Here is a 13386-nt window from a genome sequence, read left to right as displayed (position 1 = left end):
CCATGTCCCAAACTAACACCGTCGCCCTGCACCGTCCGACCGCCGCGATCAAGGAAAGGCCTGACGCCACCTGGCCGCTGGCCGACGTGCTGGCGCTGTTCGAGCTGCCCTTCCCGGAGCTGATGCACCGCGCCCAGACCGTCCATCGCGCCAACTTCCCCGATGGCGACGTCGAACTGGCCACGCTGCTGTCGATCAAGACCGGCGGCTGCGAGGAAGACTGCGGCTACTGCCCGCAGGCCGCGCGCTACGACACCGGCGTCGAAGCCAAGAAGATTCTCGACATCGACACCGTGCTGGATGCGGCGCGCCAGGCCAAGGCCAGCGGCGCGACCCGCTTCTGCATGGGCGCGGCATGGCGCAGCCCGAAGGAGCGCGACATGGAGAAGGTCGAGAACATGGTGCGCGAAGTGAAGGCCCTGGGCCTGGAAACCTGCGCCACCCTGGGCATGCTGGAAGAAGGCCAGGCCGAGCAGCTGAAGAACGCGGGCCTGGACTACTACAACCATAACATCGACACCGCGCCGGACTTCTACAACAACGTCATCTCGACCCGCGAGTACCAGGACCGCCTGGACACCCTGGGCCGCGTGCGCAACGCCGGCCTGAAGGTCTGCTGCGGCGGCATCGTGGGCATGGGCGAGACGCGCGAACAGCGCGCCGGCCTGCTGGCCCAGCTGGCCAACCTGAACCCGTATCCGGAATCGGTGCCGGTCAACCACCTGGTGCAGGTGGAAGGCACGCCGCTGCACGGTATCGAAAAGCTCGACCCGATCGAATTCGTGCGCACCATCGCGGTGGCGCGCATCACCATGCCGCAGGCGCGCGTGCGTCTGTCGGCCGGCCGCCGCGAGCTGGGCGAAGCCGTGCAGGCGATGTGCTTCATGGCCGGCGCCAACTCGATCTTCTATGGCGACAAGCTGCTCACCACCGGCAATCCGGAAGCGGACGACGACCGCGTCCTGCTCGAGAAGCTGGGCCTGAAGACCCGCGCCGCCACGCTGGAATCGGTGCAGAAGGAAGCCTGCGGCTGCTGATTCACCACGCGGCCGGAGAGACACGGCCGCACCCCCTATCCGAACAACCATAAGCGAAAGATTCAAACGCATGTTCACCAAGATCCTCATCGCCAACCGTGGCGAAATCGCCTGCCGTGTCGCCGCCACCGCGCGCCGCATGGGCATCCGCACCGTGGCCGTGTATTCGGAAGCCGACGCCGGAGCCAAGCACGTGGCGGTCTGCGATGAGGCGGTCCTGATCGGACCGGCCGCGGCCAAGGACAGCTATCTGCGCGGCCAGAAGATCATCGAGGTGGCCAAGGCGACGGGCGCCCAGGCGATCCATCCGGGCTATGGCTTCCTGTCCGAGAACGCCGAGTTCGCGGAAGCGGTGCAGGCGGCCGGCCTGGCCTTCATCGGCCCGCCGGGCTCCTCGATGCGCGCGATGGGTTCCAAGTCGGCCGCCAAGCAGCTGATGGAAGGCGCGAACGTACCGCTGGTGCCGGGCTACCACGGCGACAACCAGGAACCGGGCTTCCTGCGCGACCAGGCCGACCGCATCGGCTATCCGGTGCTGCTCAAGGCCAGCGCCGGCGGCGGCGGCAAGGGCATGCGCGTGGTCGAGCGCTCGGAAGACTTCGAGGCCGCGCTGGCCTCGTGCAAGCGCGAAGCGATCAGCTCCTTCGGCGACGACAAGGTGCTGGTCGAGAAATACCTGATCCGCCCGCGCCACATCGAGATCCAGGTGTTCGCCGACACCCACGGCAACTGCGTCTACCTGCACGAGCGCGACTGCTCGGTGCAGCGCCGCCACCAGAAGGTGCTGGAAGAAGCGCCGGCCCCGGGCATGAGCCTGGACCGCCGCGCCGCCATGGGCGAAGCGGCCGTCAACGCCGCGCGCGCGGTGGGCTACGTGGGCGCCGGCACGGTGGAATTCATCGCCAACCAGGACGGTTCCTTCTACTTCATGGAGATGAACACCCGCCTGCAGGTGGAGCATCCGGTCACCGAAATGATCACCGGCACCGACCTGGTGGAGTGGCAGCTGCGCGTGGCCGCGGGCCAGCCGCTGCCGAAGAAGCAGGGCGAATTGTTCATCCACGGCCATGCCATCGAGGCGCGCGTGTATGCCGAGAACCCGGAAAAGGGTTTCCTGCCTTCGATCGGCACCCTGCGCCACATGGACACCCCGCGCGCGGTCGAGTTCGAGCTGGGCGCCGACGGCGCCAATCCGGCCGCCGTGCGCGTCGATTCGGGCGTGCGCGAAGGCGATGCGATCTCGCCCTTCTACGACCCGATGATTGCCAAGCTGATCGTCTGGGGCGCGGACCGCACCCAGGCCCTGGCGCGCCTGTCGCAAGCCCTGGCCGAATTCCGCATCGTCGGCCTGGCGACCAACATCGCCTTCCTGAAGCGCCTGGTCGAGGGCGAGGCCTTCTCCACGGCCGACCTGGACACCGGCCTGATCGACCGCCACGGCGCCAGCCTGTTCCCGGCGCCGTCCGCGGCGCCGCTGGGCGCGCTGGCCCTCGCCGCGCTCTCGCTCTCGCTCGGCGAAACCAGGCGCAGCGCCGCCAACCCGGCCGATCCGTGGTCGCAGGCGCGCGGCTGGCGCATGAACGGCGACTACCGCCGCGTGCTGTCGCTGCAGGATGAAGGCGGCAGCTACCAGGTCGGCCTGACCTACCGCCACGACGGCTGGGAAATCGACCTCGACGGCCGCTGCCTTCGCGTGGAGCTCGTCGCGCAGGACGGCGCCGAGCTGTCGCTGCGCGTGGGCGAGACCTCGCTGCACGGCTGCGTACGCCGCGATGGCGAACTGTTCCACGTATTTACCGGCGGCCGCCATTACACCCTGTCGTACAATGATCCGATGGCCCACGCCGGCGAACACGAAGCGGCCGGCGGACGCCTGACTGCCCCGATGCCGGGCAAGGTGGTTGCGGTGATGGCCTCGTCCGGCCAGGAAGTCAAGAAGGGCGAGCCGCTCGTGATCATGGAAGCGATGAAGATGGAGCACACGATTTCCGCGCCGAGCGACGGCCTGGTGGAAGAAGTGCTGTACCAGGTCGGCGACCAGGTGGCGGATGGCGCGCCGCTGTTGGCATTCAAGGCGGCGTAAACCAACTCACAATAATAACGAGGGGGAGACATGCGCATACTGCTGTACCGGGGCGACGGGGTCATCGAACCCTGGGCCCGCGAATTCGCAAGCATCATGCCGCAGGCCGAAACGGTGGGCTGGAAAGAAGGCGAAGTCCTCGCCCCCTGCGACTATGCCGTGCTGTGGAATCCTGCCCCTGCCTTGCTGGAGCAGCTGTCGCTGCAGTCCCAGCTAAAAGCGATCTTCCTGATGGGCGCGGGCGTCGACGCCCTGCTCAAGTTCGGCGCCTCGCTGCCCGACGTGCTCCTGGTGCGCCTGGGCGATGCCGGCATGGGCGTGCAGATGGCCGAGTATGTGGCGCATGCCGTGCTGCGCTACTTCCGCCGCTTCGACGAATACGAGCAGCAGGCCAGGCACGGCGCCTGGCACCCGCTGCCGCAGATCCCGAAAGAGGAATTCTCCGTCGGCGTCATGGGCCTGGGCCGGCTCGGCATGCCGGTGGTCGAGGCGATGCGCCATTTCGGCTTTCCGGTGCTGGGCTGGAGCCGCACGCCCAAGAGCATCCCCGGCGTCGAGACCTATGCCGGCACGGATCAGCTCGAGCCCTTCCTGCGCGGTACCCGGGTGCTGGTCTGCCTTCTGCCGCTCACCTCCGAGACGGCCAACCTGCTCGACCGCCACAACCTGGGCAAGCTGAAGCCGGGCGCCTACCTGATCAACGTCTCGCGCGGCGCCATCATCGCCGAGCCGGACCTGATGACCCTGATCCGCTCCGGGCACATCGCCGGCGCCACGCTCGACGTGTTCCGCCACGAGCCGCTGCCGGCCCCGCATCCGTTCTGGAACGAGCCGCGCATCAGCATCACCCCGCATATCTCGGCGCTCACCATGCGCCTCGAATCCGTGCGCCAGATCGCCGACAAGATCGCGGCATTGGAAAACGGCCAACCGGTCGGCGACCTGGTCGACCGCACTTTAGGATATTGAAAGATGAACCAACAGCCCGGCCTGCCGAACAAGGTCAAGATCGTCGAAGTGGGGCCGCGCGACGGCCTGCAAAATGAAAAAGAGGCGCTGTCGGCCGACATCAAGGTGGAACTTGTCGAGCGCCTGGCGCGCGCCGGCTTCGCCAACGTGGAGGCGGCGGCCTTCGTCTCGCCCAAGTGGGTGCCGCAGATGGCCACCAGCGCGGAAGTCATGGCGCGCATCGAGCGCCTGCCAGGCGTGATCTATTCGGCCCTGGTGCCGAACATGCAGGGCTTCGAGCTGGCCCTGGCCGGCAAGGCGGACGAAGTCGTGGTGTTCGGCGCGGCCTCGGAAGCGTTCTCGCAAAAGAACATCAACTGCTCGATCGCCGAGTCGATCAAGCGCTTCGAACCGGTGGCCAAGGCCGCCAAGGACCACGGCCTGCGCCTGCGCGGCTCGATCAGCACCGCCTTCGGCTGCCCCTACCAGGGCGAGGTATCGCTGGATGCCGTGGGCGACGTGGTGGCGCGCATGCGCGACCTGGGCTGCGACGAGATCGACATCGCCGACACCATCGGCGTCTCGACCGCGCGCAAGACCCAGGCGGTGATGCTGCGCGCGGCGCAGGAATTCCCGATCGAAAAGCTGTCGGGACACTTCCACGATACCTATGGACAGGCGCTGGCCAACATCTACGCGGCCATGGAAGTGGGCGTGGCCATCTTCCACTCGTCGGTGGCGGGGCTGGGCGGCTGCCCCTATGCCAAGGGCGCGACCGGGAACGTGGCGACCGAGGATGTGCTGTACCTGATGCAGGGGCTGGGGATCGAGACCGGCGTGGACCTGGACCAGATCGTGGACGCGGGGCTGTTCATTACGGAGAAGCTGGGGCGCAAGAGCGTGAGCCGGGCGGGGAATGCGCTGGCGGCCAAGCGTACAAAATAATAATTAATTATTATTTGAATAAAACAAGATCTCGATGAGCATTTATGTCTTCTTGATTTGATATATCTATTGAGTGTGAATATGACCAACGCTCAGCCCATCGCAACTCTTCATTCTTCAGGAAGTCTTGAATTCTTGCGGAAAGCGAAGAGTTCTTTTCGATATGATTTGCATAGTAAATAAATGAAGAAATGGCCGTTCTCTGTTTAAGAGGATCCCAAAGCTCAACGATTTTCTTCATTCCTGCTATATCTAGCGTTAACATACCCATCAATCGAGCCTCAGTCTCACAGTCTTCTTTAAATCCAAGAGCGACAATCAAACCCAATGCGCCACGTTGACCTGTCGCGTTGGCAAACGCTTCAAGATCGGGTAATGCATCGACAGTAAGCTCATATTGCTTAACCTCAGCTGATATTGCCAAGCGCTGTCCATCCCACCCGTCAATATCCCCTACTCTTTGCAATCTTTTTGAGCCAGTTCGAACTTTTTCAATTTCTATCTGAAGATGAGGATTATCGGCGCGCAGAAAACCAAACACAATGCCTTGATATGCTGCCCCCGTTGGCTCACCTTTTTCCGCACGCATAGAAAAACCTTCTAAAAGAAGCCGGAACAACGGTGGATCTACTTTGATCGTGCTTGGATCGAAGGCTTGGCTCTTCAATGCATCTAAGACATAAGAAACAACTTTGACGCGAAGCAGGTCAAGCTCTTCTAAGTTAATTTGTGTTAAAGCGTCCAGCCAACCGATATAATCGATCCATGCCTGAGTGGCGTGCGGAGCGCAACTTGGATAGTCAAATCGTTTGTGTTCGGCGCGAAATAACCTTTCAGCCGCATTGTAGAAAGGCCTCAAACTTAAAGTCCCTCCGTTTTTCAATCGGACAATTAAAGTATTGGCCCGCTTACCTGCTGAAGTTTTTTCTTGCCTTGGGAACTCGGATAATACTTCACTAAAATTCTTAAACTTAGCTCCCGCGACTTCTAATGTTTTTATAAAATCAATCATCGCCAAGAGCAATCCTGCCGAGAACTTTCGCCCTTCAAAGTTGCCTACAAATTCAGCGTATATTTTTTCCGCCTGCATACATTCCCTAGATTTCAACGTTTACTTTTTCAATGATACCGTACTAATTGATCCGTAGAAACTAGCCGTTTCCTAATTTTGTTGACGTCTGGACGTCAAGCAGATAGAATTGTTGAGTAAACTTGAGGAGAATCATGTCGTTCGCACCAGGGGTCATACGCGACTCGATCGTAAGTTATTTGTCTAATATTGATGGGCCAGCAACCACATATGAGATCGTTGCAGCGGTGCAACATCACCTCGGTGAAGTACCAGCTTCATCTGTACGTTCTTATCTCAGCCTTAACACTCCACGTATTTTTGAACGTACTGAACGGGGCACTTATGGATTGAAAGAGAACTCACGTATCCCACACACAAACTCCGAATTCCCAATACGTCGAATCGATAGAGCAGAGCTTTTTTTCGGCGACTGTTTTGAATGGATGGCTCAACAAAAGCCTCAATCCATACATGCTGTAGTAACCGATCCACCATATGGATTGGTCGAATATACCGAGAAAGAAACAACGAAACTACGTGCAGGAAAAGGCGGCGTGTGGCGAATCCCTCCTTCGTTTGATGGTCATAAGCGAGCTCCTCTACCTCGATTCACAACTCTCAATGATGCGGACCTCGTTGCACTCCGGGCTTTTTTTGTACGATTTGGAAATCATGTAAAGAGAATTTGTGTTCCAGGCGCAAACATTGTCGTTGCATCGAATCCGTTACTTAGCCATATTGTTGCTGACGCTATGACTCAATCTGGTCTTGAGTTGCGCGGTTATATTGCTCGACAGGTAATGACAATGCGTGGCGGAGATAGGCCAAAAAATGCTCATCTTGAGTTTGACGAAGTCTCTGTAATGCCGCGTTCGCAATGGGAACCGTGGGTTGTGCTTCGAGCTCCACTCGAAGGCCGTGTGCAGGATAATTTAAGGAAATGGGGAACAGGAGGGTTCAGACGTCCTTCTATCTCAAAACCTTTTGGTGATCTCATCAAATCTCATCCAACCCCTGCGAATGAAAAGAAAATATCACCTCATCCTTCGCTAAAGCCTCAAGGTTTTATGCGACAAATTGTTAGAGGAGTTTTACCTTTAGGAGAAGGAATAATATTAGATCCTTTTATGGGCGGTGGATCAACCCTTGCGGCTGCCAATGCAATTGGATATAACAGCAAAGGAGTTGAAAGAGATGCAGAGTATTACGAACTCGCACACAGCGCCATTCCAAAATTGACTGCATTAGCTACAAGATCGGAAGAAAGTAATACCGAGGAAGATGATTAATTATTTAGTTTAACGTTTCCCTAGCCAGCCGCTATAGGCAAAATTGCTTCGAGCGGCTATTCTAAATAGAATACAAATTAAAAAAGGCCGACAACTTCCGCTGTCGGCCTTTCCTTTGAATCTTGGTCGGAGTACAAGGATTCGAACCTTGGACCCTCTGGTCCCAAACCAGATGCGCTACCGGGCTGCGCTACACTCCGAAGAAGACAGATCATATCCGGTCGGCGTGACTTGGTCAAGGTTTCGCGGCAAAATAGCTTGGTTTGTCGCATTCTTCGACACGAATGAGGTAAGGGTATTGTGACTTTGGCCGCATCTTTCGGCGAGCGTCCGGCCAACGGGCGGCTGCTTCTCGGTATCGGCGTGTCGCTCGCCGTGCACCTGCTGCTGGTGCTCGGCTACCGCGGACTGGGACCGGCCGCACCCGTTTTCGCGCCGGACGAGCCGATGGCGATTGCCGTGACCATCCGTCCTCCTCCTCCGCCAGAGCCGGACCCGCCGCGAGCCGTGGCGCCGCCGCCCGCGCCGGCCGTCGCTGCGCCCACGCGCACGGTACGCGCCGCGCCGCCGAAGAAAGTCATTGCGGTGCCAGCAAGGCCGAAACAGGAAGCGGCAGCGGATCCCTTCGTCGTGCAGCAGCCCGACACCCCGGCCGAGGACACGCCCAGGTTCGACATGGAGGCCGCGCGCCGCATTGCGCGCGAGAATGCGCACCTGCGCGACCCGGGCAAGGAAGGCTCGGCGCTGGCGCAGTTTCCGGAAGCGCCGCTACAGACGGAATCGAAGCTGGCGCGCGGGATCAGCAGGGCCAAGCGGGCCAATTGCAAGGACGGGATTCCGGGCGTCTTGCTGGCGCCGCTGTATTTGATGATGGATAAGAAGGACAGCGGGTGCAAGTGGTGAGCGGATAGGCACCCGCTGCGTGACCGCGTCGGCGGGAAACCCGCCGGCGCGTTCAACGCACGCCTTATTCACCCTTGATCTGCAAGGCGCGCTCGTACAAGGCGTTCTTTTTGCGCCCCGTGATCTGCGCCGCCAGGTTCGCCGCCTGCTTCACGCTGCATTCGGTCAGCAGGATCTGCAGGATGCGCTCCGCCTCGGCGTCCTGCGCATCGGTCTCGGCCACCGCTCCTTCCACCAGCACCACGAATTCGCCGCGCTCGCGGTGCTGGTCCGCCTTGACCCAGGCCAGCGCCTCGCCCAGCGCGCAGCGGTGCACTTCCTCGAACAGCTTGGACAGCTCGCGCGCGAACACCACCTGGCGCGCCGGTTCGAAGGCTGCCATCAAGGCTTCGACGCAATCGACGATGCGGTGCGGCGCCTCGTAGAACACCAGGGTCGAGGTTTCGCGCACCAGGGGCGCCAGCGCGGCCTCGCGCTGTTTCGACTTGGCCGGCAGGAAGCCGACGAAGTGGAAGCGGTCGTTCACCAGCCCGCTCGCCGACAAGGCGGTGATCACGGCCGAGGGCCCCGGCAGCGGCGCCACGTTCAGGCCGGCGTTGCGCACCGCGTCGACGATGCGCGCGCCCGGATCGGACACCGCCGGCGTACCGGCATCGGACACCAGGGCCACGCGCTGGCCGGCGTGCAGGCGCTCGATGATCTTGTCCGCCACTTCGCGCTCATTGTGCTGGTGTGCGGCAATGGTTTGCTTGTTCAGCCCGAAACGCTGCAGCAAGGCGCCGGTCTTGCGCGTGTCTTCGCAGGCCACGACGTCGGCCAGCGCCAGCAGGTGCAGGGCGCGCAGCGTGATGTCGGTGACGTTGCCGATCGGTGTAGCCACGACATACAGCGTTGCGGTAGGATAGGACTGCTGGGCCGCCTCGCCCATGACGGGAAGCTGGGCGATGTCGATGGTCTGCTGTTCTGTCATAAAAGGGATTCCGATGCTGAAGAAGAAAAATCTCAAGGGCCTTGCCGCCGCTACCGCCATGCTCGCCGCCGGCATGCTGGCCGCCTGCGGCAGTTCGCCCTTGCCGCCCGATACCGGTTGCGGCGTACCGGGCGGATTGTGCGCGCCCACGGCGCCGGTGACAAGTGCGCCGCCTGTCGAACCCGCCTACACCCCGCCCCCGCCCGCGGACACCGGTGTGCGCACCAGTCCGGTCGAATTGCCGCCGCGCGCCGACGGCAGCCCGGCCGCGCCGCTACCCGGCGGCGGTGCGCGCATCGCGCTGCTGCTGCCACTCGAGTCTGGCGCGCTGGCGCAGCCGGCCGACGCGGTGCGCCAGGGCTTCATGGCCGCTTACGAGCGCGACCGCGCTGGCGTTTCTGTCAACGTGGTGCCGACCGGCGACTCGGCCCAGGCCACCCTCGACGCCTACGCACGCGCCGCCGAAGAGAACGACATCGTGGTCGGTCCGCTGGCCCGTTCCGCGGTCGCCGCACTGGCCGGCAGCGGCAACATCAGCAAGCCGACCATCGCCCTGAACCACCCGCAAACAAGCGGCGCGCTGCCGCGCCAGATGCTGGTCATCGGCCTCTCGCTCGAAGACGAGGCGCGCCAGGTGGCCGACTGGGCCGCCGCCGAACAGCCGGGCGGCCGCGCCCTGGTGGTCGCCGGTCCGGCGGCCTGGCAGCAGCGTTTGTCCGGCGCCTTCGCCGCGCGCTGGTCGCAGCTGGGCAACACCCATATCCTGGCCGAGCTGCCGATCGCCGACGGCTATGTCGACGGCAATGCGCTGGCCGGCTTGCGCGCCCGCCTGCAGGCCGATCCTCCGCAGCTGGTGTACGCGGCCCTCGACGCCGTGCAACTGCGCCAGGTGCGCAGCGCCCTCGGCACCTCGCTGCCGACCTATGGCACCGCCTCGGTCAATCCGGGACGCGACCCGGGCGCCTCGGCGCCCGAACTGGCCGGCGTGCGCATCCTCGACCTGCCCTGGACCGTGCAGCCCGACCATCCCGCGGTCAGTGTCTATCCGCGCTGGAGCGGCAACGAGGGCTTCGACATGCAGCGCCTGTACGCGCTCGGCATCGACGCCTACCGCATCGCGCGCGAACTGGCCCAGCGCCCCACCGGCGCCTTCGAGGTGGACGGGGTGACCGGCCGCCTGAAGATCGACATGGGCGGGGACAGCGGCAGCCCGGCCTTCCGCCGCATCGAAACCGGCGTCGTATACCGCGACGGCGGCGTGTTCGAGCAGGCCGCCTTCGGCCGCTGACATGTGGCTCGGGCGCCTGTCGGCGCGGCAGGCCCAGGGCCAAGGCTGGGAACAGGCCGCCCTCGCCTACCTCAAGCGCCGCGGGCTGGCGCCGGTCGAGCAGAACTTCCGCTGCAAGGCCGGCGAGATCGACCTGATCATGCGCGACGGCGCCACCCTGGTCTTCGTCGAGGTGCGCCAGCGCAGCAGCAAGGAACAAGGCGGCGCCGCCGCCAGCATCACCCCCGCCAAGATCCGTCGCCTGCGCCGCGCCGCCGAGTGTTACCTGTTGCGTTTTCCCGTCACCCCGCCCTGCCGCTTCGATGTCGTCGCCATCGACGGCGAACGCATCGAATGGCTGCGAGACGTTATCAATTGAGCATGCAGTTCGTGACCCTTGCACCCATTGAGTTGTAAGCAATTTTTACCGCCATTGCCCGCCCCGGGTTGCCACTGCACTATAATCGTCGGCTATGAACACTCAACGCATCCTCGCTCACTTCCAGGAGAGCGCCGACCTGAAGATGAAGTCGGCGGCAGCCCTGGCCCCATCCATTTCGCAGGCGGTCGAACTGATGTTCGCCGCTCTGTCCAACGGCAACAAGATCCTGGCATGCGGCAACGGTGGTTCCGCCGCCGACTGCCAGCACTTTGCTGCCGAACTCGTCGGACGCTTCGAACGCGAGCGTTTCCCGCTGCCGGCGATCGCACTGACCACCGATACCTCGATCATGACGGCGGTGGGCAACGACTACAGCTTCAAGGAGATCTTCTCGAAGCAGGTGCAGGCTTTCGGCCAGGCGGGCGACGTGCTGCTGGCGATCTCGACCTCGGGCAACTCGGCCAATGTACTGGCGGCGGTCGAGGCGGCGCTGGAGCGCGAGATGCGCATCGTGGCTTTCACCGGCAAGGACGGCGGCGCGCTCGGCAAACTGCTGACCGACGCCGACGTGCACATCAACGTCCAGCATGCCCGCACCGCGCGCATCCAGGAAGTGCACTTGCTGGCCATTCACTGTATTTGCGACGGTATCGACGTCGCGCTGTTCGGAGGAGATGAGAATGCGTAATGCGCGCCGGCCCATGGCCGTGCTGTTGACGAAAGTTGTCCTGGGCTCGGCCCTGCTGGCTTCGCTGCAAGGCTGCGTCGCCCTGGTTGCCGGCGGCGCCGCCACCGGGGTCATGGCCTCGCTGGACCGCCGCACCCTGGGCATGCAGACCGAGGACAAGTCGATCACGGTCAAGGCCGAGCTCAAGATGCCCCAGCTCACCGGCGAGAACGGCCACGTCAACGTCACCAGCTACAACCGCCGCGTGCTGCTGACCGGCGAAGTGCGCGACGAAGCGATGAAGCAGGCGGTGGAGCGCGAAGTGCGCGGCATCGCCAACGTGGTGTCGGTGATCAACGAGTTGACTATTGCAGGCCCGTCGAGCTATACCTCGCGTTCGAACGATGCCCTGATCACCACCAAGGTCAAGGCCAGCCTGGTCGACATGAAGACCATCTCGGCCAACTCCTTCAAGGTCACGACCGAGCGCGGCGTGGTCTACCTGCAAGGCCTGGTTACCCAGCGCGAAGGCAACATCGCCGCCGATGTCGCCAAGGGCGTATCGGGCGTGTACCGGGTCGTGAAGGTCTTCGAGTACATCAGCGAAGAAGACGTCAAGCTGCTGGACGGCCGGAACACCCAGGCGGCCCAGTAATCGCCGTGCGCGAAACCTGAAACAGCGGCAGGACTATAATGGTCCTGCCGTTTTTTTTATCCCTATCGACCATGACCGCTCCCACCTCTTCCACCGCGTCCCGCTCCTGGTTCAAGCCCGCCGCCATCGGCGCGGTGGTACTGGCCCTGGCCGGCATCGGCTACGCCTCCTACAGCAGCAGCACGCCGGCGCCCAGCGTCACCTTCATCACCATTACCGGCGACAAGGTGAGCACCGAAGCGCTGCGCGGCAAGGTGGTGATGGTGAACTTCTGGGCCACCTCCTGCGTCACCTGCGTCAAGGAGATGCCGGCGATGGTCGACACCTACAACAAGTTCAAGGGCCAGGGCCTGGAGTTCGTCGCGGTGGCGATGCAGTACGACCCGCCCAACTACGTCCTGAACTTCACCGAGACGCGCAAGCTGCCGTTCAAGGTGGCGATCGATTCCGCCGGCGACATCGCCAGGCAGTTCGGCGACGTCACCCTGACGCCGACCACCTTCGTGATCGACAAGCAGGGACGTATCATCAAGCGCTACGTCGGCGAGCCGGCCTTCCCCGAACTGCACGCACTGCTGCAGAAAGAGCTGGCCGGTTAGGCTTTCGGATAGATCAGCATCTGGGTGCAGCGGAACAGGGCGATCGTCTTGCCGCTGGCCTGGTCAAGCACCGTCGCATCCCATACCTGGGTCGTACGGCCCAGGTGAACGGCCGTGGCCACGCACGTGATCCTGCCTTCGCGCGCGGTGCCCAGGTGGTTCGATTTCAGTTCGATGGTGGTGAAGCTGACCGCGCCTTCCGGCAGGTTGCCGATGCAGCCGTAGCCGGCGCAGGTATCGGCCAGGGTCACGACGCTGCCGGCGTGCAGGTAGCCGTTCGGCGCCAGGTGGAAGGGCTCGACCTTCATCTCGGCGGCGACCTTGCCGGTGCTGACTTCCGTGATGCGGATGCCGAGGTGGCCGGGGAGGAAGGTGGAGCCGAACTGGTTGAACGATTCTGGGGTGTGCTTGGTGTTCACGGTGGTGTCGCTTTACAGGCAAAAGCGGGATCGTACACGGTGTGGGGTATTTATGCTGGAGGGGGTACTCGAAAGCTTGTGGTGCGCATGCGAACTTGGGTCCCCGCCTTCGCGGGGAGTCATTGCCGCCAGTGGCGGGAATGACGTTGA

At 62.7% G+C, this 13386-nt stretch carries 14 protein-coding genes and 1 tRNA gene; 11 read left to right on the top strand and 4 right to left on the bottom strand.

Annotated elements, in window-relative coordinates; translation table 11 throughout:
• Positions 1–2 precede the first annotated feature (2 nt).
• The 4 genes from bioB (at position 3) to V7778_RS18620 (ending at position 5013) form a co-directional block, all read left to right on the top strand.
• Positions 3–1037, top strand: coding sequence for a biotin synthase BioB (bioB, locus tag V7778_RS18635; protein WP_211522015.1), 1035 nt, complete (start codon positions 3–5; stop codon positions 1035–1037).
• 70 nt (positions 1038–1107) lie between these two features.
• Complete coding sequence (locus V7778_RS18630; protein ID WP_335557987.1) at positions 1108–3120, top strand: acetyl/propionyl/methylcrotonyl-CoA carboxylase subunit alpha; 2013 nt, start codon at positions 1108–1110, stop codon at positions 3118–3120.
• A gap of 30 nt (positions 3121–3150) precedes the next feature.
• Positions 3151–4089 carry a 2-hydroxyacid dehydrogenase gene (locus tag V7778_RS18625; RefSeq protein WP_335557985.1) on the top strand — a complete coding sequence of 313 codons (939 nt, stop codon included), beginning with the start codon at positions 3151–3153 and terminating at the stop codon, positions 4087–4089.
• Between the two features lie 3 nt (positions 4090–4092).
• Positions 4093–5013, top strand: a complete 921-nt coding sequence (locus V7778_RS18620; RefSeq protein ID WP_335557983.1) for a hydroxymethylglutaryl-CoA lyase — start codon at positions 4093–4095, stop codon at positions 5011–5013.
• A 10-nt stretch (positions 5014–5023) separates the two neighbouring features.
• Here V7778_RS18620 and V7778_RS18615 read toward each other — a convergent pair whose 3' ends face one another.
• Positions 5024–6103 (bottom strand): hypothetical protein, encoded by a 1080-nt coding sequence (locus tag V7778_RS18615; RefSeq protein WP_335557982.1) that lies wholly within the window; start codon positions 6101–6103, stop codon positions 5024–5026.
• Positions 6104–6237: 134 nt separating this feature from the next.
• On the opposite strand from V7778_RS18615, the gene V7778_RS18610 reads away from it, so the two are divergent.
• A complete protein-coding gene (locus V7778_RS18610; protein WP_335557980.1) occupies positions 6238–7374 on the top strand; it encodes a DNA-methyltransferase in 1137 nt (378 codons plus the stop codon).
• Between the two features lie 123 nt (positions 7375–7497).
• Here V7778_RS18610 and V7778_RS18605 read toward each other — a convergent pair.
• A tRNA-Pro gene (locus V7778_RS18605) sits at positions 7498–7574 on the bottom strand.
• A 100-nt stretch (positions 7575–7674) separates the two neighbouring features.
• Between V7778_RS18605 and V7778_RS18600 the strand changes: the two genes are divergently transcribed.
• Positions 7675–8277 carry a hypothetical protein gene (locus tag V7778_RS18600; protein WP_335557979.1) on the top strand — a complete coding sequence of 201 codons (603 nt, stop codon included), beginning with the start codon at positions 7675–7677 and terminating at the stop codon, positions 8275–8277.
• Between the two features lie 64 nt (positions 8278–8341).
• Here the strand turns inward: V7778_RS18600 and rsmI are convergent, their stop codons facing one another.
• Positions 8342–9247: a 16S rRNA (cytidine(1402)-2'-O)-methyltransferase gene (rsmI, locus tag V7778_RS18595; RefSeq protein ID WP_335557977.1), complete on the bottom strand. Its 906-nt coding sequence runs from the start codon at positions 9245–9247 to the stop codon at positions 8342–8344.
• 13 nt (positions 9248–9260) lie between these two features.
• Here rsmI and V7778_RS18590 point away from each other — a divergent pair, with 13 nt between their 5' ends.
• The 5 genes from V7778_RS18590 to V7778_RS18570 all read left to right on the top strand — a co-directional run bounded on the left by V7778_RS18590 (position 9261) and on the right by V7778_RS18570 (position 12817).
• Positions 9261–10535, top strand: coding sequence for a penicillin-binding protein activator (locus V7778_RS18590; RefSeq protein ID WP_335557975.1), 1275 nt, complete (start codon positions 9261–9263; stop codon positions 10533–10535).
• Between the two features lies 1 nt (position 10536).
• Positions 10537–10893, top strand: coding sequence for a YraN family protein (locus tag V7778_RS18585; protein ID WP_335557973.1), 357 nt, complete (start codon positions 10537–10539; stop codon positions 10891–10893).
• A gap of 94 nt (positions 10894–10987) precedes the next feature.
• Positions 10988–11584 carry a phosphoheptose isomerase gene (locus V7778_RS18580; RefSeq protein ID WP_211522469.1) on the top strand — a complete coding sequence of 199 codons (597 nt, stop codon included), beginning with the start codon at positions 10988–10990 and terminating at the stop codon, positions 11582–11584.
• Entirely contained in the window at positions 11577–12218 is a 642-nt protein-coding gene (locus V7778_RS18575) for a BON domain-containing protein (RefSeq protein ID WP_335557970.1), read from the top strand. Before V7778_RS18580 ends, V7778_RS18575 begins: the two co-directional genes overlap by 8 nt.
• 71 nt (positions 12219–12289) lie before the next feature.
• Positions 12290–12817: a TlpA disulfide reductase family protein gene (locus tag V7778_RS18570; RefSeq protein ID WP_335557968.1), complete on the top strand. Its 528-nt coding sequence runs from the start codon at positions 12290–12292 to the stop codon at positions 12815–12817.
• Here V7778_RS18570 and V7778_RS18565 read toward each other — a convergent pair.
• Positions 12814–13236 (bottom strand): PaaI family thioesterase, encoded by a 423-nt coding sequence (locus V7778_RS18565; RefSeq protein WP_335557966.1) that lies wholly within the window; start codon positions 13234–13236, stop codon positions 12814–12816. The two genes, V7778_RS18570 and V7778_RS18565, sit on opposite strands and share 4 nt — an antisense overlap.
• Positions 13237–13386 lie beyond the last annotated feature (150 nt).

It is taken from the genome of Massilia sp. DD77, assembly GCF_036961685.1.
Classification (GTDB): Bacteria; Pseudomonadota; Gammaproteobacteria; order Burkholderiales; family Burkholderiaceae_D; genus Telluria.
This window is presented reverse-complemented; position numbering and strand designations above follow the sequence as displayed.